Genomic DNA, 25,281 nt, shown 5'->3' with positions numbered 1-25,281 from the left:
ACCTTTTGTCACCCAAAAAGTTCTCGTTGCTGTTCACGTTTGGCGTGACGGTCTGTCCGGCGTTAATGCAATGCACGAAAAATATTGTTATTTCAGTGGTTTGCTCCCGGCGGCAGGCGGTTGAAAAACCGCGCGCCGCCGGGATTTTTGTCATTCTGCCGGTGTTGCAGCAGGGAGAATCGCGCCCGAATTGTGGCCGGATTCGCCTTCGAAATGACTGCCATGGCTGGAATGCCTGAGCGGACGGTTGCCCGATAGCGCACGCACCAGCACATAGAAGACCGGTGTCATGAACAGGCCGAACAGCGTCACGCCGATCATGCCGGCAAACACCGCTATACCCATGGCACTGCGCATTTCCGCGCCGGCGCCGGTCGACGTGACGAGCGGTACCACGCCCATGATGAAGGCCAGCGACGTCATCAGGATCGGTCGCAACCGCAGCCGGCTTGCCTCGATCACCGCGTTGAACGGCGTTGCTCCGGTGAACTCCAGCTCCCGCGCAAACTCGACGATCAGGATGGCGTTCTTGGCGGAAAGGCCGACAAGCACGATCAGCCCGATCTGCGTGAAGACATTGTTGTCTCCCGCCGTCAGCCAGACGCCGGTGAGGGCGGCCAGCAACCCGAGCGGCACGATCATGATGATCGACAGCGGCAGGGCGAGGCTTTCATACTGGGCAGACAGGACCAGGAAGACCAGCAGGATCGACAGCGGGAAGATCAGGTAGGCGGAGTTGCCCGCGATGATCTCCTGATAGGTCAGTTCCGTCCATTCGAACCCGATCCCGGCGGGAAGCGTCTCGGCGGCAATCTTCTCCACCGCCGCACGCGCCTGGCCGGAAGAGTAACCCGGCGCCGCATTGCCGTTCACATCGGCTGCAAGGAAGCCGTTGTAACGCATGACGCGATCCGGTCCGGCGCTCGACGAGACCTTGAGCAGCGCCGAGAGCGGGATCATTTCTCCCGAGCCGGAACGCACCTTCAGGTCGCCAATATCCTCGGCCTTGGCCCGGAAACTCGACTCCGCCTGCATGCGGACGGAATAGGTCCGGCCGAACTTGTTGAAGTCATTGACGTAGACGGAGCCGAGATAGATCTGCAGCGTATTGAAGATTTCCGGCAGCGACACGTCGAGCTGACGTGCCTTGGCACGGTCCACGTCGGCATAAAGCTGCGGAACATTGATCTGGTAGCTGGAGAACAGGCCCGTCAGCTCCGGCGCGGTTGCCGCCTTGCCGAGGAAGGCCTTGGTCGCGTCGTCGAGAGCCTGATAGCCAAGGCCATTGCGATCCTCGATCTGCAGCTTGAACCCGCCGATCGCGCCAAGACCCTGGACGGGAGGAGGCGGGAACACGGCGCTGAACGATTCCTGGATGCCGAACAATTGCTGGTTGAGCTGCATCGCGATCGCACCGGCACTGAGTTCCGGCGTCTTGCGTTCTTCGAATGGCTTGAGCGACACGAAGACAATACCGGCATTCGCACTATTGGTGAAACCATTGATCGAAAGGCCCGGGAAAGCGATGGTGCTTTGGACACCCGGGATCTTGAGCGCAATGTCACCGATACGGCGGACAACTGCTTCTGTCCGATCGAGCGTTGCGCCATCCGGCAGCTGGGTAAAGCCGACCAGATATTGCTTGTCCTGCGGCGGCACGAAACCGCCCGGCACGCTCTTGAACATGAACGCGGTCGCGCCGATGAGCAGGAGATAGATGCCCATCATCACGGTCTTGCGTGAGATGACCCCGCGCACGCCCTTGCTGTAACCGTTGGCGCCGCGCGTGAACACGGCATTGAACCCGCGGAACAGCCAGCCCAGCGTCTTGTCCATGAACCGCGTCAGGGCATCTTTCGGCTCGTCGTGGCCCTTCAGGAGAAGGGCGGCGAGGGCCGGTGACAGGGTCAGCGAGTTGAATGCGGAGATAACGGTGGAGATAGCAATCGTCAGCGCGAACTGGCGATAGAACTGTCCCGTTAGGCCGGTGATGAAGGCGAGCGGCACGAACACCGCCACCAGCACCAGCGCAATGGCGATGATTGGTCCCGAAACCTCGCGCATGGCCTGTATCGTGGCCTGACGCGGCGCAAGTCCGTTCTCGATATTGCGTTCGACGTTTTCCACCACCACGATGGCGTCATCCACCACGATACCGATGGCGAGGACGAGGCCAAACAGACTGAGCGCGTTGACGGAGAATCCGAAGAGATGCATCACCGCGAACGTACCGATGATCGAGATCGGCACCGCGATCAACGGGATGATCGACGCGCGCCACGTCTGCAGGAACAGGATGACCACGAGAACGACCAGCACAACCGCTTCGAGCAGCGTATGCACCACGGCCTCGATCGAGGCACGAACGAACTGCGTCGTGTCATAGACGATTTCGTAGTCCACGCCCTCCGGCATGGTCAGCTTCATCTCGTCCATCACGGCACGGACCTGATCCGCGATCTGGATGGCGTTCGAACCCGGGGCCTGGAACACGGGAATGGCCACGGCAGGCTTGTTGTCGAGCAGTGAGCGCAGCGAATACTGGGCGGCGCCAAGTTCGATCCGCGCAATATCGCGCAAATGGGTAATCGCCCCGTTTGGAGCGGTCTTGACGATGATCTGGCCGAATTCTTCCTCGGTCTGCAACCGTCCTTGCGCATTTACCGACAATTGCAGGTTGACGTCGTTCGGGCTGGGCGAAGCGCCAATGACACCTGCCGCTGCCTGTACGTTCTGCGCACGGATTTCGCTGAGAACATCCGTTGCCGAAAGGCCAAGCTCCGCCGTCTTCTGCGGGTCGAGCCAGACACGCATGGAGTAATCGCCAGAACCGAACAGCTGCACATCGCCAACGCCATCGATGCGGGCCAGCCGGTCCTTGATGTTGATCAGGGCGTAGTTGCGCAGATAGGTGATGTCGTAGCGATTGTTCGGTGAGATCAGGTTGACCACCAGCATCAGGTCCGGCGAGCTCTTTACCGTGGTGATGCCGAGGCTGCGTACCTCTTCCGGCAGGCGGGGTTCAGCCTGCGAGACGCGGTTCTGTACCAGCTGCTGTGCCTTGTCGGGATCGGTCCCGAGGGCGAAGGTGACGGTCAGCGTCATCTGGCCGTCGGCGGTTGCCTGGCTGCCCATGTAGAGCATGTCTTCGACGCCGTTGATCGATTCCTCGATCGGCGTCGCCACTGTTTCGGCAATGACCTTCGGATTGGCACCCGGATATTGCGCCCGCACCACGATGGATGGCGGCACAACGTCAGGATATTCCGAAACCGGCATTGCCGTCAGGGCGATCAGGCCGCCAAGGAAGATCACAAAAGAAAGAACGCCCGCGAAAATCGGGCGATCAATGAAGAAATTGGAGATATTCATTTCAGGTTCCAAACCTGCCCCTTGCGGGGCTCTCAATTATTGCTTTGCCTTGGCCTGGTCCGCCAGCGCCTGCTGGTTGGGAGCCTGGCCACCCATCGCCACCGTTTCAGGTGCGACGAGTGAGCCAGGACGGACACGCTGCAGGCCATTGACCACGATCTTCTCGTCCGCCTGGAGGCCGGCCGTGACGATGCGCAGCCCATCGGCCCGGGCGCCAAGCGTGATTTCGCGGTATTCGACGATGTTCTGCGGGTTGACGACCATGACGAACTTCTTGCTCTGGTCGGTTCCGACAGCCTTTTCATCGACCAGCAGTTCCTGCCGTTCGTTGGCCTGGCCCATGCGGACCTTGGCGAACTGGCCCGGCATGAGCTTGCCGTTCGCATTGTCGAAAACCGCGCGAACCTTGACGGTGCCGCTGGCCACATCGACGCTGTTGTTGATCAGCTGCAGCTTGCCTGCAACGCCGCTCGAGCCCTGCACATCCATTTGTACCGGGATACGATCGACGAAATCGCGGCTGTTCAGGCCTTCGGGAAGGTCGGCAAGGGCATTGGCAACGACGTTTTCATCGGCCTCGAAGCTTGCATAGATCGGGCTGATGGAAACGAGCGATGTCAAAAGCGGCGCGCTTGGGCCCGCGGCAATCAGATTGCCTGGGGTGATTTCGATGCGACCGACACGGCCGGTGATCGGCGCGCGAATGTCGGTGTAATCGAGGTTGAGCGTTGCCGTTTGAAGAACCGCCTGCGCGGCCTGAAGGTCAGCCTCAGCGCTTGTCTGGACATTGAGACGTTGATCATAGTCGCTCTGCGAAGCAAAGCGTGAATTCACGAGCTGCTTGCCGCGTTGAAGTTCGTTCTTTGCAAAGTCGAGTTTCGACTGGGCGGAGCTGACCTGGGCACGGGCTCGCGCAACTTCCGCCTCATAGGGCGCCGGATCGATCTTGACCAGCAGGTCGCCCTGCTTGACGATCGCGCCTTCCTTGAAGGCAATCGACTGGATGGCGCCGGCAACGCGCGAACGCACCTCGACTGCATCGATCGCCTCGAGGCGGCCAGAGAATTCGCTCCACTGGGTCACAAGCTTCGACTGGACGACGGCCACGGAGACGGGCATGGCTTGCGCGGCGGCTGGCTGCTTCTCGCCTTCCGCATGGCTTTTCGGGAGTTCGAAGAACTGTGTGCCACCGACCGTTGCAAGCGTCAGAACAATACCGCTGACATAAAGACTTTTCTTGAAAGTGCTGATTGACATCGTGGTCATCCTGCTTTGAAAGTGTGTGCCATTGGGAGGATGGCAAATCGGGAATCCATTATTGACGTTCCATACCGATCGGTATAGAACGGCTGATATAAGGCTGCGGCACAGCAGCTGTCAACCGATTTTATACCGAGCGGTATAATTCTTCTAGGGAGTCTTGTCCATGGGACGGCCGAGGGAATTTGATGCGGACGATGCCTTGCAGACGGCTTTGGAGCTATTCTGGCGAAAGGGCTATGAGGGCACGTCCATCACTGACCTGACCGACGGCATGGGCATCACCAAGCCCAGCCTCTACGGAACTTTCGGCAACAAGGAAGAACTCTTCCGCATGGCACTTCAGCGTTACGAGGAGAACTACATGGCGTTCTTCTGGAGCGCCCTCGAACAGCCGGATGCCCGCACCGTGGCTTTCGATATCCTGCGCGGTTTCGTCAATGCCCAGACCGAAGAGTGCAATCCAGGCGGCTGTCTTGTCGTCAATGCGGCCAGGGCTTGCAGCGATGCAGCGCTCGAAATCCACAAGACCATCGTCGAGCGCATTCAGGTGGGGCAGAAGGCGCTCGCCAGGCGTTTCGAACGCGCCAGGAAAGAAGGCGATCTGCCCGCCGACAGCAATCCCGAAGATCTCGCCCGCTTCATCATGACGGTTGCGCAAGGCACGGCCGTCCAGGCCTCGAGTGGCGCGGGCCGCGACGAGGTCTACCGGCTCGTCGATATCGCCATGAAATCCTTTCCGCGCTCATAAAACGAACTTGCAGCAACTGTTGATTAAGGCCGAAGGCTGTATACTTGCAGCGGGACGATCATCGTTTACGTCCATGTCGCGACGGCGACCGCCGATGCTGGATGCCGACGATCCCGCCGCTCTTACGCGAGGGCCTTTTAATTGGACGCAGCCAACCGGTCGCAGCAGCCTCAGACAACGCCGAGCTTTGCCGAACTTTTCACCCCCAAGCTGATTACCGTCCTGCGCGAAGGTTATGGCCGCACGAAATTTCAGGCGGATATGATTGCGGGGCTGACAGTCGCGATCGTTGCGCTACCGCTGTCCATGGCCATTGCGATTGCGTCCGGCGTCACACCGGACAAGGGTCTGTTCACCGCCATCATTGGCGGGTTCATCGTATCGGCGCTGGGTGGAAGCCGTTTCCAGATTGGTGGTCCGGCCGGAGCTTTCATCGTGCTTGTCGCGGCGACCGTGGACCGCCACGGCGTCGATGGCCTGATCCTGGCGACATTGATGTCCGGTGCCTTCCTGATCGTCACCGGTTATCTGAGGCTCGGCACCTATATCAAATTCATTCCCTATCCGGTCACGGTCGGCTTTACCGCCGGCATTGCCGTCATCATCTTTGCCAGCCAGTTGAAAGAGCTGTTCGGCCTCAATCTCGCAGGCAAGGAGCCGGGCGACCTGTTGCCGAAACTTGTCGCGCTGGGCGAGGCTGCCGGCACCGTCAATTTCGCCGCCGGTGCAATTTCGCTTCTGACCATTGGCGTGATTACCGCGCTCAAGCGCTGGCGCCCCTCATGGCCGGGCATGCTGATTGCAGTGTGCCTTGCTTCGGTCGCAGCAGCCTTGTTCGGTCTTCCGGTGGAAACGCTCGGCACGCGCTTTGGCGGCATACCCCGTTCTTTGCCCGTTCCCGCTCTGCCTGCATTCACGCCGGAACTGGCATTGGCCGTCCTGCCCAATGCCATCAGTTTCGCGCTGCTTGGGGCGATTGAGTCACTGTTGTCGGCGGTTGTGGCAGACGGGATGACCGGCCGGCGGCATCGCTCGAATTGTGAACTGGTTGCCCAGGGCTTTGCCAATATCGGATCGGCGCTCTTCGGTGGCATTTGCGTCACTGGTACCATCGCGCGAACTGCGACCAATGTCCGGGCGGGCGCCTATAGTCCGATTTCGGGCATGCTGCATTCGGCATTCCTGCTGGTGTTCATGCTCGTTGCAGCGCCGCTCGCCAGCTATATCCCGCTCGCCGCGCTCGCTGGCGTCCTTGCCATCGTCGCCTGGAACATGATCGAGAAGGAAGCGTTCCGCGCACTCATTCGTTCGTCCCGCGGCGATGCCGTGGTACTCCTCGTCACCTTCGCGCTGGTCATCTTTCGCGACCTCACCGAAGGTATCGTCGTCGGTTTTGCGCTGGGTGCGATTCTGTTTATCGATCGCATGGCCAAGAGCGTGGCGCTGGAAGCGCATGAGCCGTTTGCGGTGGATGACGTGGCCGATGCAGCCAATGGAGATCACACGGACTACAACGTCCGGACCGCAACTGATCCCGACACAGTTGTCTATCGTCTGACAGGCGCCTTCTTTTTCGGTGCAGCTTCGACGGTCGGCACGATCCTTGATCGCATCGCCGATCAACGGCGCAATTTCATTCTCGACTGTTCCGCGGTGCCCTTGCTTGATTCCACCGCTGCCAACGTCATCGAAGCCTCGGCACGCAAGGCAGAGCGAGCCGGTGTCCGTTTCTTCATCACCGGCACGTCGCCCAGCGTCCGTCGCATGCTGCGGGCCCATGGCGTGCGCCCGCCGCATGTCGCCTATGCCGCGACAATCGAGGACGCAAAGGCACTGCTTCGCTCTTCGGCTCCCGGAAAATCCCGGCAAAAATAGTCAACTTACGTCAGACGATTCCTGAACAGCCAGGCCGAGAAGGGCAGGGTAATGGCGGCGATAGCGACCAGCGCCAGCATCTCCGGCAGAAGCTGCCTTACCCCGGCATCCTCCAGATAGACCTGATGTGTGATGCTGATGGCATAGCGCAGCGGATTGATCATCGTGAAATATTGCAGGATGTCCGGCATGTTGCCTATCGGCGCGGTCAGGCCCGACAGCAGCATGAACGGCATCAGCAGCACGAATGAATAGATCATGGCCTGCTGCATATTGGCCGCCAGCGACGAGATGAACAGGCCGATACCGACCGCTGCAGACAGGAACAACACCAGTCCGAGATAAAGGATGAAATAGGAGCCGGTAAAGGGGATCTGGAACCACAACTGGGCGACGAGCAGGATCGTCGTCGACTGGCTGAGCCCGACCAGCATCGAGGGCAAGGCCTTGCCGACCATGATCTCCGAAGGCCGGAATGGCGTAACCAGCAGCTGGTCGAAGGTCCCGGCTTCGCGCTCGCGCGCAACCGACATGGCAGTCAGCATCAGTGTCATCATCATGGTGATGGTGCCGATCAGCGACGGGATCATGTACCAGCGTGTTTCAAGGCTCGGATTATACCAGGCGCGCGTCGTGACCTTGACGCCGCTGCTCGCCTCCTGGCCGTTCTCGGCGCGCCACCTTGTGGTGAAGTCCGCTGCAATGGCGTTGACGTAGCCCTGCGCAGTACCGGCCGTATTGGAATTGCGACCGTCGGCGATGATCTGCAATTTGGCGGGCATTCCGGCCATCATCCGCTTTTCGAAATCCTGGTCGATGACCACCACAAGTAAAACGCGGGCTTCATTGATGAATTGGGCGATGTCCGATGTCCGCTGCAGCGTTGCCACCCGGGTGAATGTGCCGGAGCCGTCGAGCTTGGAGACCAGCGCAATCGAGGCGGCGCTGTGGTCATGGTCGAGGACCGCATAGGGCACATTGTTGAGATCATAGCTCGCCGCATAACCGAAAATCAGGCATTGCAGGATCGGCGGCAGCACCAGCACGACACGGCTTTTCGGATCCTTGAACATCGCCAGCAATTCCTTGCGTATCAGCGCGATTATCCGGAAAAAGGATTCTTTCATGACTGCGTCATCCTAATTTCTTGCGTGTTGCGAACACTGACGCCGTCATCAGCACGGTGGCCATGACGGCAAGCACGGCCGCATTGGGCAGGATCACCGGCCAGATATCGCCGGCAAGGAACAGTGTTTGCAGGACGCTGACGAAATAGCGTGCCGGAAAGATGTGGGTGATGACCTGGATCGCCAGTGGCATGCTCCTGATATCGAACATGAAGCCCGACAGCATCATTGCCGGCAGGAAGGTGACGACGAGCGTGATCTGGCTGGCAACGAACTGGCTTTTGGTCACCGAGGAAATCAGCAGGCCGATCCCCAGCGCCACCAGCAGATAGAGCATCGATACCACAATCAGGATCCACAGCGACCCGCGCAGCGGTACGCCGAACAGCACCTGACTGCCGATAACCGACAATGCCAGCCCCAGCATGCCCAGCACGAAATAGGGCACGGTCTTGCCAAGCAGGATTTCGCCGGGCCGGGCAGGGGTGACAAACAGCGCCTCGAACGTGCCGCGCTCCCACTCGCGCGCCATCACCAGCGCCGTCAGCAGCGCCCCGATCAGTGTCATGACGAGTACGATCAACCCCGGCACCAGAAAATAGGTGCTGTCGTTGGCTTCGTTGAACCACAGCCTCATTTGCATATCGACCGAGGCGCCGGCGTTCAATATCTTGCCCTCCGCCGCCTGCCGCGCCACCCAGGTTCCGACCGCACCCTGCGCATAGCCAAGCGCGATGCGCGCCGTATTGGCATCCGAGCCGTTGACGAGGACCTGGATTTCCGCGTTGCCGGCCTGAACGTCGCGGGCAAACTGCGTCGGAATGCGCACAATGCCGTTGACGGTCTTGTCCATCAGCAGCCGCTCCGCCTCGGCCATCGTCTTGACCTGATGCGTCTGGAAATAGTCCGACAGCTCGAAGCCCGAGACGGCACCGCTTGCTTCCGCCGATGATTCCTCCATCACCAGCGCGACGGGAAGGTTTTTCAAATCGAACGACAGGCCATAGCCGAACAATATCAGCAGGATCATCGGCATGACGATCCCGACGGCGATGCTGCTTGGGTCGCGCACCACCTGCCATGATTCCTTGCGCACCAGCGCCATGATGCGGCGGAAACTGCCCTGACCGAGCCGGGAGGAGGAGGTCATGCTAGCCTCCACAACGGGCTTCGGATTACACCCCCCTCTGGGCTGCCGCCCATCTCCCCCACAAGGGGGGAGATCAATATCGCGCTGTTGTATCCGCTTAACCGCCAGCGATATTGATTTGCAGAAACGTCAATGAAGGCTGATCTCCCCCCTTGTGGGGGAGATGCCCGGCAGGGCAGAGGGGGGTAAAGGTAGCCAAAAATCATGCCGCCTTCCTCCTCTCCGTGCGCGATTCCTCGACAATGGCGATGAAGGCATCTTCCATGTTCGGCTCCTCGCCGTTCTTCGGCTTGGCATGGGCGCGAATTTCAGCGGGTGTGCCTTCGGCGAGATTGCGCCCGGCATCGAGAATGATGATGCGGTCGCAATATTCCGCCTCTTCCATGAAATGCGTGGTGACGATTACGGTCACGCCCTGTTCGGAGAGGGCAGTGATGCGCCCCCAGAACTCGCGCCGCGCCAGCGGGTCGGCTCCGCTGGTCGCCTCGTCGAGAAAGAGAATGTCCGGCTCGTGCAGCAGGGCGGCCGCCATGGCGAGGCGCTGCTTGAAGCCGCCGGGCAATTGACCGCTCGGCAGTGTTGCGAGTGCCCCGAGTTCGAACTGGTCCTTTGACCAGGCGATCCGCTCGCGCTTTTTCGCCCCGCGCAACCCGTAGGCGCTGGCGAAGAAGTCGAGGTTCTCATCGACCGACAGATCGCCATAGAGCGAGAATTTCTGCGCCACATAGCCGAGGTTCTGCCGCGCTTCCGCCCGGGAGGTGCGCAAATCCGCACCCGCCACGCGCAACGTGCCGCTGGTCGCGGGCATCAGCCCGCACAGCATGCGGAATGTCGTGCTCTTGCCTGCGCCATTCGGCCCGAGCAGCCCATAGATTTCGCCGCGCTTCACCTGAAAACTGACATGATTGACGGCGGTGAAATCGCCGAAGGTGCGCACGAGATCATGAACTTCCACCGAAATTTCATCCCCGCCCGCTGCTTTGGGCCGGTCCAGAGCCACATTGCTCGACTGGCTCTTGCTCGCCACCGCGCTGAACAGCACCATGAAACCATCCTCGAACCGCGCCGTGACCGGCTGCAGCTTGACCGGCTTGCCGTCGATCCTGATCTCTCCCGCATGGTCCGGCTGTTTCACGACACGCACCTTGCCGGCTTCCGGTACGGCGTCGGCGACGCCCTCCTGGCGGAACAGCCGCGCCTGCAGCGACCGGGCAGTCATGCCCTTGTCGGGTGTCGCGATGAACACATTGCCATTCGCCCTGGCTGTGATCTCGTCGGGCTTGCCCTGCGCCAGAACCTTGCCGAGATGCATGACCACGGCATGGTCGCACAGTTCCGCCTCGTCGAGATAGGAGGTGCTGACGACGACTGTCAGCCCGTCCTCATGTACCAGCTTGGTGACGATCTCCCAGAGCTCGCGCCGCGACAGCGGATCAACGCCCACGGTCGGCTCGTCCAGCAGCAGCAGTTCCGGTGCGCGAACGAGGGTGCAGGCAAGGCCGAGCTTCTGCTTCATGCCGCCGGAGAGCTTGCCCGCGAGCCGCTCGGTAAAGCGGCCGAGATCGGTCATTTCCATCAGACGCGGATAGATCTCCCGGCGCTGGTCCTTGGTAATGCCGTGCAGGTCCGCATAGAGGTCGAGGTTCTGCTGGACGCTCAAATCCTCATAGAGCCCGAATTTCTGCGGCATGTAGCCGATGCGGTTCTGGATGGTTTGCGGATCGGCGGCGACATCGATGCCGAGCACGGAAAGTTCACCGCTATCGGCCGTCATCAAGCCGGCGATCAGGCGCAGAAGCGTGGTTTTCCCGGCGCCATCCGGTCCGACCAGCGCGGTGAGCGTGCCTTGCCGCGCCTCGAAGGAAACGCCTTCCAGCGCCTTGACGGTTTCGCCAGTCTCGCGGCGGAAACTCTTGTGGATCGTCCGCGCCGCAACGGGGGTGGCGGCGGCGGTCATGGCTTTGCCTTGGGATCCGTGCTGTTGGCGTCCTGGGGCAGGGGCTTCGGCGCCTCATCGGGCAGCAGTTTTACCGTGGCGGGCATGCCGAGCCGGAACAGATCGTCCTTGTCCTCGACGAAGACCCGTACCTCGTAGACGAGGCTCGAGCGCAGATCTTCCGTCTCCACCGTCTTGGGCGTGAATTCCGCCACCGGCGAGATGAACCCGACCCAGCCATCCTGCGGGCGATCCGGGAAACTGTCGGTCGTTATCCTGGCGCGCATGCCCGAGCGGACATGTCCAAGGTTGGGCTCGGAGACATAGGCCCGCACCCATTTGATGCCCGTGGTCGCCAGCGAGAAGACCGGCTTCGTCGGCGCTGCCATTTCACCCGGCTCCATCAGCCGCGAGCGGACGACCGCATCGAACGGTGCCACCAGTTCGGCATCGTCCAGTTCCTGGCGTATCAGCGCCAGTTGCGCCTCGTTGGCGCGCAGCTGCGCCTCGGCTTGCAGCAATTCTTCGGCGCGCGGACCGGCAATGGCAAGGTCGAGCGCACTTTGCGCCACTTCAACCTTGGCACCGGCAACGCCGGCCGCTGCTTTCGCCGTATCGAGGTCCTGCTTGCTGATTGTGGCAGTGGCCGTCAGCGCAGCGCGCCGTTCATATTGTATGTTGGCATTGGCGGCATCGGCCTTGGCGGAGGCGAGGTTGGCACGCGCCTGGGCGATTTCTTCCGGCCGGCTGCCATTGCGCAACTTCATCACCATGGCACGTTGCGCGGCGACGGTCGCATCGGCTTCCCTTACCTGCGGCGACAGCCGGTTGGTATCGAGACGGGCCAGCACCTGGCCCTTTTTCACCATATCGCCTTCCTCGACCAGAACGCCCGCGATGCGTTCCGAACCATTGAAGGCGAGGGAGGCCTGCCTGAGGTCGACATTGCCGTAAAGCGTCAGCGCGTCATTGGCGGCGGGGTGGTGCAAATACCACCACGCGCCGCTGCCAATCCCGGCGAGGACAAGAAGGAGAACGATTATTCGAAGGGGCTTGCTCATGGCGGCAATCATAGCCAAAGAACTCATATATGTCAAATTAGAATTTCAATTTCAACTTCCAAACGCTATCGATTTCGTGTAGTGTGATTCGCATGGCACGAAAAACACCGCGAAAACTCCCCGGCCGCCGCGAGGACGGCGCCACGACAAAGGCTCAGATTCTGGAGGCTGCCGGCGCAGTTTTCGCCGAAAAGGGATTTGACCGCGCCACCGGCAAGGAGATTGCCGAGCGGGCAGGCAGCAACTCGGCTGCGGTCAATTATTACTATGGCGGGATTGAAGGGCTCTATGCCGAGGTGCTGGTGGAGGCACATCGCCGGCTGCTGACCTATGATCGGCTTGTCGCTCTCGCGGAAGGGCCGGGAGACCCGACGGAAAAGCTGAAGACGCTCATCGGCCTGATTGCCCGCACGATTACCGGCCCGGCTACGGCATCATGGGCGCTGGGCGTTCTTGGCCGTGAAATCCTCTCGCCGTCCCCGGCCTTCGCCGTTCTGCTCAAGCAGGAGATTCTACCGAAGAAGCTGGTTATCACTCGCATTGTCGGCCAGATTCTCGGGCTGTCGCATGATGATCCGGTTGTCACCCGCTGTGCCCTCAGCATTATCTCGCCCTTCGCCATGCTGGTCGTCGGCAACAAGCAGATATTCACGCAGGTACTGCCGGGCCTCAACCCGGCGGAACCCGGCGCGCAGGATGCGATCGTCGAGCATTTTCAGCGCTTTGCCCTTGCCGGACTGGCGGCAACGGCCGAGGCCCTGAAATCAGCTGCTCACTGACGCGTGTGCTGAAAATTCCACTGGGGTTCTTCCTGCGGAACAGGAAATTTGTGCTGTTCGTCCCCGGCCTTCTGGTTCTTGGCAATCGCTTCCCGCAGCAGCTGCCATTCTCTTTCGTGGCGCTGATAGACATCCTGCGGAACGGTTGGTGCTGGCATTTGCGTTCTCCGTATTGGGGTTTGTAGACCCGATAACGGTCAAATAGGGCGCCAGTTCCGGCGTTTCCATTCAAGAATTGCAACCGTCATTTACAGATGCGAGAAACCGCCTAGTTGCGTGCTTTCAACGCCTCGTAACCGCGGCGAACCTTCTCCGCCAAAGTCAGCAGTCTGTCCTTGCAGGTTTTCGCGTCGAGATCCGAGGGTTGTTTCGGTCCGGCGATCACATCCTTCAGCCAGCCGCGCACGATCCGGTCCGCATCGTCGCTGGATTTGCCAAGCGTCTTGAGGATGGTTTCGCTGCTGTCGATCGCCGAATAATGCGGCTCGCGCCCGAGTGCGTCCTGACATTGATAGGAGATTGTGACGAGGCCCCTGGCGTCCGAAATCACCTGGCTCTCGCTGGCGCCGCCTGTTGTCGTACAGGCCGACAAAGCTGCGGCCATCAGCACACACACCACACCTGAAAATCGCATCGCATCCCCCAATCCCTCGGCGCAGGCTATTCAACCCGTGCCGCAGTGTCGAGAGGGGAGTTTTCGACCCCGATTGGAGCTATTGGCCGCGCCGGCACATGTTTGCCGGGTACCATCCGGCGATATTGCATTTTTTCCGGGAAGCCCAACAAAATCCTTGCAAACGAGGGGTTTCATCTTTAGTCAGCGTCCTCGGAGAGGTGGCCGAGTGGTCGAAGGCGCTCCCCTGCTAAGGGAGTAGGGCTCAAAAGGCTCTCGAGGGTTCGAATCCCTTCTTCTCCGCCATCCACTTGGAATCGTTGCATGATTTGGAATGGCCATTTAATGGTTACTCCCTTATCCCCAACGTGACTGCACGGAACAAAACGGGCATTCCCCCACCAAATCGGGGGATATTACGGGAAGGTTGTTCCCCCGCTGTTCTTTCCATCAAAAAATATATGATGTGTGGCTGCCCTTGGGTGGCCTTTAACCGCTGGCGCGCAAAAAAACCGCGCCCCGACTGCAATCAGAACGCGGCAATAGTACCTGAAGGATAACATATCGAATGGCAAATCCATTGTCAACTAAAAAGATACAATCGAAGAAGATCGTTCACAACAAGAAGCCAGGCGGCTTGCTTGATCAGTGGAATCTGGTGCGAGCCGCTACACAGGACGATAGATTGAGCCGTGGAGACATAGCGGTTCTCGTCGCCATCCTTCGGAGGTACTGGCCGAAGTTTGGTAATGGATGGGCTTCTATAGACATGCTTGTCGAGATGAGCGGTATGAGCCGTCGCCAGATCGTCCGCGTTCTCCCATCGCTCCAAGACGCTGGTTATGTGGAGGTCCTGACCAAGGGGCGCTGCGGCAGAGCTACGGTATTCCTTCCAAACTTTTCTTTAGGATACCGTTTCAGTGACATACATGGCACCGAAACAAACGATAACAGTTTAGGTGACACAGATGGCACCGAATTGACCGTATTGGGTGACATAGATGGAAGCTATCAGCCAGCCCGCGTAGATAGTCAGCCGGTAGGATTGCCATGCTTACCGGTCGTCTCTGGCCTTGCCGTAGCGTCAACGTAGATACCAGCTTCCCTCGCAGCCTCTACGAGTGCCACGCGCGCAACGGCAGGGGAGCACTTGCTGACTTCATAGCTGCAATAGTACAACAAACTTCAAGACATTCTTCGATCTATGAGGGGTAGTGAATGTTTGTGTCGGTCGAGAAAAACTTCATTTTCGTCCATGTCGCCAAGACCGGTGGCCAGGCGTTGAAGCGGGCTTTGCGCCCCTACGCCGTGCAGAAAGCCTCCGGCCAATGGCGGAGGCTCCTTTCGCATCTGCCGGTCCCAGAAGGCCCGGACATTCAGTTCGGCCCGCATGCCTCGATTCGCTGGGCAAAGCTAAAGCTGCCGCGCAGCTTCTTCGACGGGGCTTTCAAATTCGGGCTGGTGCGCAACCCTTACGACCTCGCCGTCTCCCGATACGCTTTCGTTCGCGGAAAGGGCGACCACCACCGCCACGAGCATGCCCAGACGCAGAGTTTCGCCGATTTCCTGCGCCAGGAGCGCCGTCGCGCCTTGTGGCGCCCGCGCGATCAAAGCTCAATGCTGTGCGATTTCGGCGGTAAGCTGCTGGTTGACCAGGTCTACCGCTTCGAACGGATTGAAGAGGCGTTCGCCGATATCATCACCCGACTGGATCTGCCCAAGTCCCCAGAACTGACCCACAAGAATGCCAGCCAGCGCGGTGCCTATCAGGATTATTACACCCCGGTTGAGCGCCAGCTGGTCGAGCAGATATGGCGCCGGGATCTCGAAAAATTTGGATACGGGTTTTAACGTGTTCTGAATTGGAAAGCCGCGTTGCTTTTTGCTGTCCGCTCTACAGGTAGGACATTTGCGGTGGCAGCCGAATTGGTTCGTCATTCATCTCGACTGAGCTTTGCCCTGAGTTCGGCAATTTTTTGTTTGATGGCACTGATGGTTTGAGGATCGATCGGATCTTCATTGTCCATCGTGCCGATTGAAAACACTCCACGGTCTTCGTAGATGCCCAGATCTTCTTCCAGTTGCGAAAGCTTGGCGCGCAATTCCTCGTCTGTCGGTTTTTTGGTCATGGCTCGTCCAGCGTTTTTTCACTTTGACTTCGACATGATAGGCATTGACGATTGGCAAACAAGCTAAAATCAATTTGAACAAATTCCAATTTTGTTCGCATTTCGTTCTCATGACCAAGGATACTTAGCCTCACCACAATCGGCGCTTTGATAGACAACGCGCACAATCTCCGTGCCTATTGTAACAACCCGAAATGCCACAATTGCGTGAAGCTTGACCTGGAGGCATTGGCTGCCAAGCTGGGCCGCGATCACGGCACTCTGCTCGCGGATCTGGTTCCCAACCTCAAATGCTCGAAATGCAAGTCAAAGAATATCAGTCTCATCCTGTCGACCAACGAGACAGAGGGGCGCGGTCATGTGTGACGGCAGACTTTTATTCTATCTCGGCAGGCTATTTGATTTGTAAAGAGCTTCGCGAACCCTATTGCCCTCATCAGTGAGTTTGTACGTAGGCTGGCCGTGTCTGTGTTGGCCGTCCTGAACTATGATTCCCCATAAGACCAACTGGTCTAATGTTGATTGGCCGACGCCAGGCATACTGCAAAGCGGCTCCGATATCACGAGCCTCGAAATTGCTTTGCGTTGCGCGTGATTGAATTCCGAAGCCTGAATCTTATCTGCCATATCTTCCCCCTTATTTTTGTTGGGATAACAGCTTAACGCCGGTACCGTTGAAGAACTCAATGCCGGCAGCCTCTAGGGCACTACGAATCGCGTCAACGGTCCTCTCCTTCAATTCCTCGCCAGCCTCGAATCGAGACACAGTGCCGGGCGCACCATGGTGCGTGCGACCGTGCAGGCATAACGAACTTCACCCCGCACGATTGCCGACACACTTGGGCAACATGGCACTACAAGGCCAACCGCGACCTCGGCGCATTGCAGAAGCTTGGCGGGTGGAAGACGATGGCAATGGTCATGCGCTACGCTCACACGAACGTTTCTGAGCACGTTCATACGATTGACGCCCTTCCAGACGGTGGGGCAAAAAGTGGGAAGGTAATAAAGATGAAACGAAAAAAGACTTGAATATCAACGCACTAGATAGCGCAAATGGCTCCCGTCTAAGGGAGTAGGGCTCAAAAGGCTCTCGAGGGTTCGAATCCTTCTTCTCCGCCATTACCTCAAAATTACCTATAATTATCAAGGTGTTAATTGTGCAGCGCAGAAGGAAGGCCCTTCCGACGTTTTCTGCCCCCTCCGGTGGATGGTCTCATAGGAGACAGCGATCCCGCGCTCAAGCAGCATTTCTTCAACGTGGCGCAGGCTGAGCGGAAACCGGTAATAGAGCCAAACAGCGCGGGCGATAATGCGTTGTACATTATTCGAGAAGGTTAACGTGCAGGCCTTACATGGAGCGAGTATTTGCTTATTTGCTGCAGCTTCGAATATGCGCTTATCCGCGCTGGAATGGCTACGGAGGTGTTCGAAGCTCTAAACGGTTCACTAGTTGGCTTCAATGACTTGCCTCCTGACAATGAAGAACGCGCTATCGCGATAGAAGGATATCGCCACCCGTTCGGGGGTTAAGGCCGAGGTCACTCATGCGCTCGCCGCCCTTCTCGTTTCGCCTGAGCTCGTGCCAATCAGATTGCTCATGGCGATAAATTGATCAACGGGAATGGATGAGCCATTTCCGATTCTTGCCACGTCATATTGTTGATGTTCTAATGCCCTGAGTGCTTCCTCGACAGAGTCGAATATGTCCCACTGCGCTCCACGCTGTGAAGATTCAATCGCGATCAGGATGATTGGTTGCTTACCCATGGTTGCCCTCGTTTTCTTGTTCTCATTGGATTTGTCGTGTGGCATCAATTGGTGAATTGCTATCGGACGCTGTGAGTTGGCTGTCATATTCCGCTGGCTTAACGAGCGAACGTTGTAACTTCAGATCTGACCGCAGCTAATCGATTGGCGAAAAGCGTGGCAAACGACTTGCTATGGGTAGTCTGTTCGAGATTTGGAATAATCTCGAAATCAATATCGTGGATCAATCCTCTCACCGCTATCATCATCAATACTGCCGACAACACCGTCCGCTCGACCGCATAATCTATATGCAACTGCTTGATGACAGCAGACTGATCATTGAGCAGCGCCACTATCGGGTTTGACCTATCTTTCACAACGGTTCCTGATACTTACGACGATTCCCACCTGCATATTCCAACATAGACACGAAGTTGGGTCGATCTAATAATTGGTATTACGACGCCTTCGTGTATGTGTCCTCGTGCAATATCTCCAGAAGTCAGGATGGAGATGTGCAAGAAGCCAATCAGGTCGAGAGCCGGATAGCTTCATCAAGGTATTGGCTTACGTCTAACGATGTACTGACTACATCCATGTATTGAATGTTTTACGCGTCCAAATCATCGTACGTTTTTTTCACGAAGGCTTATTTTTATTGTGATCTGCAGGCGGCCTGTTGCGTTGTTGCTGCGCAATATTTTCACTTGCGTCATAATTTGGGGAACAAAAATGAAAATTATGATTACAGGTAACATGGGTTATGTCGGGCCTGTGGTCACCAGCCATCTTCGCAAGGTCTTTCCACAAGCAACGCTCGTTGGCGTCGACAGCGGGCTCTTTGCTCATTGCCTTACCAACAGCCATTTGCCGGAAACCATAGTTGACAGCCAGATCTTTCGCGATGTGAGAGATCTTACGGCCGATATGTTTGAAGGTGTCGATGCGGTCGTTCATCTCGCAGCTGTTTCGAACGATCCAATGGGTTCGCGTTTTGAGATTGTAACCGAAGAGATCAACCAGTTGGCGACCATTCGCGTTGCTGCTCTGGCCGCCGGGCAGAACGTCAGCCGCTTCATTTTTGCGTCGAGCTGTTCGATGTATGGCTATGCGGAAGGTGGGGCTCGAACGGAAGGCGATGACCTTAACCCCCTGACAGCCTATGCGCGATCGAAAGTTGGTGCCGAAAATGGACTGGAGCAAGTCAGCGCGGATAGCCATATGGTGGTGACTGCCTTGCGTTTTGCAACGGCATGCGGGTTTTCTAGCCGGACTAGGCTCGATCTCGTTCTCAACGATTTTGTTGCATCAGCACTTTCAACCGGCCGCATATCGGTGCAAAGCGACGGAACCCCGTGGAGGCCTCTCATCCATGTCAGCGACATGGCGCGGGCGATTGAATGGGCTATCGTCCGACCTGTGTCCCATGGTAAGTTTCTCGCTGTTAACGCCGGCTCAGAGGCTTGGAATTATCAGGTGGCCGAACTGGCCGAAGCTGTACAGTCGGCCATGCCGGGCGTCGAAGTGGATATCAACAAAAATGCACAGCCCGACAAGCGGTCTTACCGGGTGGACTTTTCGCTTTTCAAATCGCTCGCGCCCAACCATCAACCGCGGGTCATGCTCAAGGAAGCTATCGAAAACCTACGGGACGGCCTGACGGCGGTCAAATTCAATAGCCCCGCGGATCGTCCCTCGTCACTGATCCGGTTCAATGTACTTGATAAGCTTCTGGAAGAGGGAAAGTTGCAGCCAGATCTTCGTTGGGCAACCGAAAACCGACACCTGGAAAACTGCGAGAGAATTGCAGTCAACGCGGCCTAGCATCGTCAGCTCGTTCTGCCCAGGCCGGTTTGAATATTCTCCTTCTGGTTTGCGCTCGATGAAGAAAGATTCCGGACCACTTTGAAGTTCGCCTGACGGTGTTCACAGACCCGCTTGCGAAACTCGCGTCAATCAGTTGCTTGGGGAACATGTATGATATTTCATGAGACAGAGTTGCCAGGAGCATGGCTTATCGATCTCGATAAGAAAGGGGACGAACGCGGCTTTTTTGCGCGGGTCTTCTGTGATCAGGAATTTGCCGAAAGGAACCTCGAAACCGGGTTTGTTCAAATCAATACGTCACTGAGCGCCGTTGCGGGCACCTTGCGCGGGATGCACTATCAGCTGTCTCCCTCAGCCGAGGTCAAGGTTGTTCGCTGCATCCGCGGCTCACTTTGGGATTGTATCGTCGACCTGCGTCCCGACTCGCCAACGTTCGGCAAATGGTTTGGCGCGAAATTGTCGGCGGAAAATCGAACCATGATGTATGTCCCGCGTGGCTTTGCGCACGGTTTCATTACGCTGAGCGACGACGCTGAAGCACTCTATCTGGTCAGCGATCGCTATGCGCCCGAATCCGAGCGCGGCCTGCGCTGGGATGATCCCCGATTTAACATTGAATGGCCGAGACAGCCCGTAGAAATTTCCGCAAAGGACAGGTCCTGGCCAAGCTTTGATCCGGAATATCACGGCATTGAGAAGTTTCGCTTTCCCGACATTTCGCGCCGCCTGACAAATATTGGAGCCCCATCATGATTATTGTCGATCGCGCTATATCGGCACGCCTGCAAACAGGACGGCCAATTGTCGTTGGCATGTATGGCATTGGCTTCATGGGCCGAGGCATGTTGATCAATGTTGAGCGCTATACCAAGGTTCTGCATATAGCTGCGATATGCAACCGTAATATCGAAAGAGCGATCAGCGCTTTCGCCGCTGCAGGAATTGACCGGGACGATATCCAAGTGGTCACCACAGCTTCAGAAATGTCCCGCGCGCTGGACCTCGGAAAGCGGGTCGTCACAGACGATCCCTCATTGATTGCCCGGTCAGCCCAAATTGAAGTCGTGCTGGAGACGACCGGTCACGTGGAATACGGTGCGAAGGTCACCCTTGAGTGCATCGCAAATGGCAAGGATATCGTATCGCTCAACGTTGAGCTTGACGCCACTGTGGGGCAACTGCTGCGCGTAAAGGCCGAACAGGCGAATGTCATATTTTCCGGCGCAGATGGTGATCAGCCCGGCGTTACCATGAATCTGGTCCGCCATATTGAAGCCATGGGACTGCGGCCACTTGTCTGCGGCAATATCAAGGGCCTTCAGGATCGATACCGCAATCCAACTACACAGGAATCTTTCGCCAGACAATGGAACCAGACGCCAAGCATGGTCGCAAGCTTTGCCGATGGGACAAAAATGACAGCTGAGCAGGCTATCGTTGCAAATGCCGTTGGCCTGAAGGTTTCGCAGCGCGGCATGGTTGGGCGCGAGCACAACGGCCATGTCGATGACCTGGTCGACTTCTACGACATCGACCAATTGCGCGAGCTTGGCGGTATTGTCGACTACGTCGTCGGCACGCGCCCAAGCCCCGGTGTATACGTTCTGGCCGAAGCACAGGATGAAAATCAGACGTTCTTCCTGAACCTCGGCAAACTCGGCAAGGGGCCGCTTTATAGCTTCTATACAGCCTGGCATCTTACAACGCTTGAATTCGGCATATCCATCGCCCGCGTCGCACTTTGCCGGGACGTCGTAATCGGAACTACAAAAGCCCCCTCGGTTGACGTTATCGCTGCGGCCAAGCGCTCCTTGAAAAAAGGCGAGATCATCGACGGCATCGGGGGGTACATGACCTATGGCGTCGGCGAAAACTATGACATTTCGCGCCAGCAAAATCTGCTTCCCATGGGCCTTGCTGAAAACTGCCGCTTGAAACGCGATATAGCGATCGATGAAGCGCTCACCTACGACGATGTCGAACCTCCCGCCGGCAGCGTGGTACATGCTCTCAGACACGAACAGGACCTGCTTTTTCCAGTTGCCCCCCGCCCTACGGTCTCGCCCGCTGCGTCCAAAGCAAATGAACAGAATCCCGGTTTGGCATTTCAAACTTTTGTGTAAGGGGTGTGGATCGATGAAAGTAGTCATTTTCGCCGGCGGTTACGGTACCCGGCTCACTGAAGAGACCACGGCACGGCCCAAGCCTATGGTGGAAATCGGTGGTCGGCCCATAATATGGCATATTATGAAAACCTATGCTCACTATGGCTTTACCGAATTCATTGTTCTTGCCGGTTATAAGGCCGAGGTCATCAAGTCGTATTTTTTGAACTACTTCATGATCAACAGTGATTTCACAATTGATCTCGGATCGGGTGAAATTGCCTGGAAACAAAAGAGCTCGGAGAATTGGAAAGTTACAGTGCTCGACACCGGCCTCGACACCATGACAGGCGGCCGTTTGAAGCGTGCTCGAGACACGATCGGCGAGGAGAGGTTCCTTCTGACGTATGGCGATGGTGTTTCTGACACAAACATTCTCGAGTCCATCCGGACGCATGAGAAAGGCGATAACTGGGTTACCTTGACCGCTGTCACCCAACCCGGGCGCTATGGTGCCTTGGGCCTCTCGGACGATGCGCGCAAGGTTCGGGCGTTCCGCGAAAAAGTAGCCGGCGATGGCGGTCTCATAAATGGCGGTTTCTTCGTTTGTGAGCCGCAGGTATTCGACCTGATTGATGGGGACGAGACGGTCTGGGAAGAACAACCCATGGAGCGCGTTATCGAGCGCGGAAAGCTCGGCTCGCATTGGCACCACGGATATTGGCAAAGCATGGATTCATTGCGGGATAAAGCTGTACTGGAAAAAGCCTGGTCGAGCGGCAGTGCCCCCTGGAAAGTCTGGAGCTGACGCGATGACAAGCATTCGTAGAAACTCCGGGTATTCCTTCATAAGTACCAAAATGTCGCCCCCTCGACGCAATAACCAAGTGTTTGTTACCTCCGTTGCGGGCGTCGACGCATGCAATCCGTAGGCACCAGCCCTGGAGTTCTCAAAATGTCGGTACCGCTCGTTGCTGTGATTACCCCGACGTACAACGGTGCAAAATATCTGGCTGAGACGATGGAATCCGTACAGCAGCAAACATGGCCGAACCTGGTCCATGTCGTGCTCGACAACAACAGCCGGGACGAGACACCCGAAATCGTAAGACGATGCTCCAACGGTCGCATACCGGTGGTTTACTTCCGCAACGACACGGTGCTGTCACAGCGCGATAACTGGAATAAAGCTTTTTCCCTAGCGCCCGCGGAAGCCGTATATGTCCGACTTCTGTGCGATGACGATACGATTTATCCGCAATCAATCGAGAAAATGGTGCAACTCGCCGAGACAGACCCTGGCATCGGCGTCGTTGGCTCTCGCGATGATGGGCATCTTAGGGACTTTCGCTGGCCCGAGTCGCGGCAGATCTTTGACGGCCCGCAGGCCCTGGCGAAGGCGCTTCTCGGGGAAGGGGTCATCATGCCAATCCAGATGATGTGGAGAAAGGAAGTCGTCGATCAACGTCAACCGTTGTTTGACGACTACATTGAAGGGGGTGCTTTCGATATGGATACCGTGTTCGACCTTTTAACCCGGTCGAAATTCGGATTTATCCATGAAACCCTCGGCTTTACCCGAGCACATCCCAATTCTGTTTCGAACATGGTCTACGGCGAAAAGACCCATTCGAACACTCGTGACCACTTTGACCTTTTTCTGAAATATGGACCCAGCGCGCTTGGTCCCGATTATAACGAGCAACTCAGCCGCTTTCGGCGAATATATGTTCGACAAATCCTTGTCTGGTGGCGTAAGGATCGGCGGGCCGTGCAACTGGAAAGCCATTTTCGGGCGCTTGAGCGGGCCGGATGGCCCTTTGGGGTGTCGCTGGTTGCGGACGCGATCACCGACTGGTTTCTTCGCAAGATTCATATCAGAAGCTATTCAAGCGCATTTACACCGCCGCAAGCAGTCAGAAATCCGTTGCCACGATAGATATCCGTCGCAGTCTCAGTGATCAGTACCTGCCTGGAGCAGGCAACTTAAATAGAATAACGCTGATAACCAGCATAAAAAGATCCGGTACCTGGTCCAAAAGGAAAGACGGACAATGACGGAAATGACAATCGGCAAATCATTGCATAACAGCATGGTCTGGAATGCCTTGAATTTGCTGACAACGCAGCTGTCCGGATTTGTGATTTTTATCATCATTGCCGGAAGGATTTCACCAGAAGTCTTTGGTCTTGTCGCGCTCGCTGCCGTTTTTGCGGATGTGCTGACCAACGAGGGTCGTACCGCTGGAATGGATGCAATCATCCAGGAGAGCGCCTTTGACAGCAAAAGCCTCAACTCCGCTTTTTATAGTCTCATGGTTGTCGCAACAATCTTTTCTGCGGCTATGATTGTCACGGCGCCTTGGTTCGCGGAGTTGCAAGGCAAGCCTCTCATCGGACAGTTCATGCCAGTGTTCGGCGTTCTCATTCTCTTCATTCCATGGCTGTCTGTCATGGACGCGCTTATCATGAGGAATCTTGACTTCAAGATCATGACGCAGCGTAACATGATCAGTACTCTGATAGCGGGGTTGGCAGGGATAGCCTGCGCGTTTTCCTCTTGGGCAATCTGGGCGCTGATTGTCCAACGCTGTGTGTCAATCGCTGTGACTGTCATCTTTGAATACTGGCACACACGCTGGCGTCCCGGTCTTCATGCCGACCGCCATCAATCCGCGAATATCCTAAGACGTTTCTTCCCGCTCTGGACCATCGGTGCGTTTAATCTTTTGCTGCACCGCGTTGCCACATTTGTGTTCGGATTGCGCTATAGCGCCAACGTTCTCGGACTGCTGCGCGCGGCAGACCGAATTAATGAGTCAGTTCAAGCCCCGCTTATAAGCCCGCTTTACGCCTTGTGGCTCCCGCTCATGACGCGCGTGCGCGGCGAAATCGACAAGGAAAGAGAAATCTATCTCGCCATCATCCGCACTGCCGCATTTTTATCAATGCCCGCTTTTGCTGGCCTGATCATCGTCGCCGACGATATCGTAACGCTCGTGTTGCCGGAGCGTTATGCGGGAGTTGCGTCACTCATGCGGGTCCTGTCCATCGTCTCTCTTACTATTCCCTTCGTATGGTTCAACACTTTGGCGATGAATGCATTGAACATGAACAAGACATCGCTGAAGTTCAGCATCTTCTCGGTCTCCGGATGTGTCGTTGCACTGCTGCTTGCCCGAAATGCCTCACCGGAAGCCGCCATCCTGTGGATGTCAGCGCCAGCTCTCGTCATTGGCATTCTGGGAAATATGATTATTCACAAGCGTCTGGAATTATCACATTGGGAAAGCTATCGCGGCCTGATGCCGGCCATTATAGGAGCTGCCGTTATGGGGTGTGCTACGGGATGGCTCCGCGGCTCGATGCTCGGCTGGAGTTCAGGAGCCAGACTGGCGATGTGCGTACTCGTTGGTGCCACGATCTATTTTGGATGGCTTGCAGTGTTTCATCGCAGCTGGCTTCTGGAACGCATCCAACTCCTCAGAGGCCATTCGAACTGAGGATTCCAGAAACTCTGCCATGACAGTGGTCTGGCCGTCGT

At 57.1% G+C, this 25,281-nt stretch carries 24 protein-coding genes and 1 tRNA gene; 14 read left to right on the top strand and 11 right to left on the bottom strand.

Going from position 1 to position 25,281, the window contains the following annotated elements:
• Positions 1-150 precede the first annotated feature (150 nt).
• Positions 151-3,372 carry an efflux RND transporter permease subunit gene (locus BLM14_RS12355; protein WP_099999636.1) on the bottom strand — a complete coding sequence of 1,074 codons (3,222 nt, stop codon included), beginning with the start codon at positions 3,370-3,372 and terminating at the stop codon, positions 151-153.
• Positions 3,373-3,408: 36 nt separating this feature from the next.
• Positions 3,409-4,629: an efflux RND transporter periplasmic adaptor subunit gene (locus BLM14_RS12350; protein ID WP_099999635.1), complete on the bottom strand. Its 1,221-nt coding sequence runs from the start codon at positions 4,627-4,629 to the stop codon at positions 3,409-3,411.
• A gap of 169 nt (positions 4,630-4,798) precedes the next feature.
• Here BLM14_RS12350 and BLM14_RS12345 point away from each other — a divergent pair, with 169 nt between their 5' ends.
• Together BLM14_RS12345 and BLM14_RS12340 are read left to right on the top strand one after the other, a co-directional pair.
• The gene (locus BLM14_RS12345) at positions 4,799-5,383 is read left to right on the top strand and encodes a TetR/AcrR family transcriptional regulator (protein WP_099999634.1); all 585 of its coding nucleotides are present in this window, start codon (positions 4,799-4,801) and stop codon (positions 5,381-5,383) included.
• Between the two features lie 141 nt (positions 5,384-5,524).
• The gene (locus BLM14_RS12340) at positions 5,525-7,258 is read left to right on the top strand and encodes a SulP family inorganic anion transporter (protein WP_237143348.1); all 1,734 of its coding nucleotides are present in this window, start codon (positions 5,525-5,527) and stop codon (positions 7,256-7,258) included.
• A 5-nt stretch (positions 7,259-7,263) separates the two neighbouring features.
• On the opposite strand, the gene BLM14_RS12335 is transcribed toward BLM14_RS12340, so the two are convergent.
• From BLM14_RS12335 to BLM14_RS12315, 4 genes are all read right to left on the bottom strand, one after another.
• A complete protein-coding gene (locus BLM14_RS12335; protein WP_099999633.1) occupies positions 7,264-8,385 on the bottom strand; it encodes an ABC transporter permease in 1,122 nt (373 codons plus the stop codon).
• A 7-nt stretch (positions 8,386-8,392) separates the two neighbouring features.
• Entirely contained in the window at positions 8,393-9,535 is a 1,143-nt protein-coding gene (locus BLM14_RS12330) for an ABC transporter permease (RefSeq protein ID WP_099999632.1), read from the bottom strand.
• A gap of 202 nt (positions 9,536-9,737) precedes the next feature.
• The gene (locus BLM14_RS12320) at positions 9,738-11,492 is read right to left on the bottom strand and encodes an ATP-binding cassette domain-containing protein (RefSeq protein WP_099999630.1); all 1,755 of its coding nucleotides are present in this window, start codon (positions 11,490-11,492) and stop codon (positions 9,738-9,740) included.
• The gene (locus BLM14_RS12315; RefSeq protein WP_165788427.1) at positions 11,489-12,532 is read right to left on the bottom strand and encodes an HlyD family secretion protein; all 1,044 of its coding nucleotides are present in this window, start codon (positions 12,530-12,532) and stop codon (positions 11,489-11,491) included. Before BLM14_RS12315 ends, BLM14_RS12320 begins: the two co-directional genes overlap by 4 nt.
• A 92-nt stretch (positions 12,533-12,624) precedes the next feature.
• On the opposite strand from BLM14_RS12315, the gene BLM14_RS12310 reads away from it, so the two are divergent.
• Positions 12,625-13,311 carry a CerR family C-terminal domain-containing protein gene (locus tag BLM14_RS12310; protein ID WP_099999628.1) on the top strand — a complete coding sequence of 229 codons (687 nt, stop codon included), beginning with the start codon at positions 12,625-12,627 and terminating at the stop codon, positions 13,309-13,311.
• Here the strand turns inward: BLM14_RS12310 and BLM14_RS31050 are convergent.
• A complete protein-coding gene (locus BLM14_RS31050; RefSeq protein WP_157929529.1) occupies positions 13,305-13,469 on the bottom strand; it encodes a hypothetical protein in 165 nt (54 codons plus the stop codon). The genes BLM14_RS12310 and BLM14_RS31050 overlap by 7 nt on opposite strands.
• A gap of 110 nt (positions 13,470-13,579) precedes the next feature.
• Positions 13,580-13,945 (bottom strand): hypothetical protein, encoded by a 366-nt coding sequence (locus BLM14_RS12305; protein ID WP_133123949.1) that lies wholly within the window; start codon positions 13,943-13,945, stop codon positions 13,580-13,582.
• Positions 13,946-14,139: 194 nt separating this feature from the next.
• Between BLM14_RS12305 and BLM14_RS12300 the strand changes: the two genes are divergently transcribed.
• The 3 genes from BLM14_RS12300 (at position 14,140) to BLM14_RS12290 (ending at position 15,775) form a co-directional block, all read left to right on the top strand.
• A tRNA-Ser gene (locus BLM14_RS12300) sits at positions 14,140-14,230 on the top strand.
• A 262-nt stretch (positions 14,231-14,492) separates the two neighbouring features.
• The gene (locus BLM14_RS12295; protein WP_099999626.1) at positions 14,493-15,017 is read left to right on the top strand and encodes a helix-turn-helix domain-containing protein; all 525 of its coding nucleotides are present in this window, start codon (positions 14,493-14,495) and stop codon (positions 15,015-15,017) included.
• Positions 15,018-15,142: 125 nt separating this feature from the next.
• Positions 15,143-15,775, top strand: a complete 633-nt coding sequence (locus BLM14_RS12290) for a sulfotransferase family 2 domain-containing protein (RefSeq protein ID WP_099999625.1) — start codon at positions 15,143-15,145, stop codon at positions 15,773-15,775.
• A gap of 83 nt (positions 15,776-15,858) precedes the next feature.
• Here the strand turns inward: BLM14_RS12290 and BLM14_RS12285 are convergent, their stop codons facing one another.
• Positions 15,859-16,053 carry a hypothetical protein gene (locus BLM14_RS12285; protein WP_099999624.1) on the bottom strand — a complete coding sequence of 65 codons (195 nt, stop codon included), beginning with the start codon at positions 16,051-16,053 and terminating at the stop codon, positions 15,859-15,861.
• Between the two features lie 207 nt (positions 16,054-16,260).
• Here BLM14_RS12285 and BLM14_RS31045 point away from each other — a divergent pair, with 207 nt between their 5' ends.
• Entirely contained in the window at positions 16,261-16,419 is a 159-nt protein-coding gene (locus tag BLM14_RS31045) for a hypothetical protein (RefSeq protein WP_157929528.1), read from the top strand.
• A gap of 372 nt (positions 16,420-16,791) precedes the next feature.
• Positions 16,792-17,085: a tyrosine-type recombinase/integrase gene (locus tag BLM14_RS12270; RefSeq protein ID WP_099999621.1), complete on the top strand. Its 294-nt coding sequence runs from the start codon at positions 16,792-16,794 to the stop codon at positions 17,083-17,085.
• A gap of 513 nt (positions 17,086-17,598) precedes the next feature.
• Here the strand turns inward: BLM14_RS12270 and BLM14_RS12260 are convergent.
• Both BLM14_RS12260 and BLM14_RS12255 read right to left on the bottom strand, forming a co-directional pair.
• A complete protein-coding gene (locus tag BLM14_RS12260) occupies positions 17,599-17,823 on the bottom strand; it encodes a hypothetical protein (RefSeq protein ID WP_133123948.1) in 225 nt (74 codons plus the stop codon).
• A gap of 98 nt (positions 17,824-17,921) precedes the next feature.
• Positions 17,922-18,182, bottom strand: coding sequence for a hypothetical protein (locus BLM14_RS12255; RefSeq protein ID WP_099999619.1), 261 nt, complete (start codon positions 18,180-18,182; stop codon positions 17,922-17,924).
• A gap of 355 nt (positions 18,183-18,537) precedes the next feature.
• Between BLM14_RS12255 and BLM14_RS12250 the strand changes: the two genes are divergently transcribed.
• The 6 genes from BLM14_RS12250 to BLM14_RS12225 all read left to right on the top strand — a co-directional run bounded on the left by BLM14_RS12250 (position 18,538) and on the right by BLM14_RS12225 (position 25,240).
• Positions 18,538-19,629 (top strand): NAD-dependent epimerase/dehydratase family protein, encoded by a 1,092-nt coding sequence (locus BLM14_RS12250; protein WP_099999618.1) that lies wholly within the window; start codon positions 18,538-18,540, stop codon positions 19,627-19,629.
• 153 nt (positions 19,630-19,782) lie between these two features.
• The gene (gene rfbC, locus BLM14_RS12245) at positions 19,783-20,385 is read left to right on the top strand and encodes a dTDP-4-dehydrorhamnose 3,5-epimerase (RefSeq protein ID WP_099999617.1); all 603 of its coding nucleotides are present in this window, start codon (positions 19,783-19,785) and stop codon (positions 20,383-20,385) included.
• Positions 20,382-21,755, top strand: a complete 1,374-nt coding sequence (locus tag BLM14_RS12240; protein WP_099999616.1) for an NAD(P)H-dependent oxidoreductase — start codon at positions 20,382-20,384, stop codon at positions 21,753-21,755. The genes rfbC and BLM14_RS12240 overlap by 4 nt, the downstream gene beginning before the upstream one ends.
• A 13-nt stretch (positions 21,756-21,768) precedes the next feature.
• Positions 21,769-22,545, top strand: a complete 777-nt coding sequence (gene rfbF, locus BLM14_RS12235; protein ID WP_099999615.1) for a glucose-1-phosphate cytidylyltransferase — start codon at positions 21,769-21,771, stop codon at positions 22,543-22,545.
• Between the two features lie 147 nt (positions 22,546-22,692).
• Positions 22,693-23,676, top strand: a complete 984-nt coding sequence (locus tag BLM14_RS12230; RefSeq protein ID WP_157929527.1) for a glycosyltransferase family 2 protein — start codon at positions 22,693-22,695, stop codon at positions 23,674-23,676.
• Positions 23,677-23,791: 115 nt separating this feature from the next.
• On the top strand, positions 23,792-25,240 hold the full coding sequence (locus BLM14_RS12225) for an oligosaccharide flippase family protein (protein WP_099999613.1): 1,449 nt from the start codon (positions 23,792-23,794) through the stop codon (positions 25,238-25,240).
• Positions 25,241-25,281: the final 41 nt, after the last annotated feature.

Source organism: Phyllobacterium zundukense, from assembly GCF_002764115.1.
In the GTDB taxonomy this organism is placed as follows: Bacteria; Pseudomonadota; Alphaproteobacteria; order Rhizobiales; family Rhizobiaceae; genus Phyllobacterium; species Phyllobacterium zundukense.
This window is presented reverse-complemented; position numbering and strand designations above follow the sequence as displayed.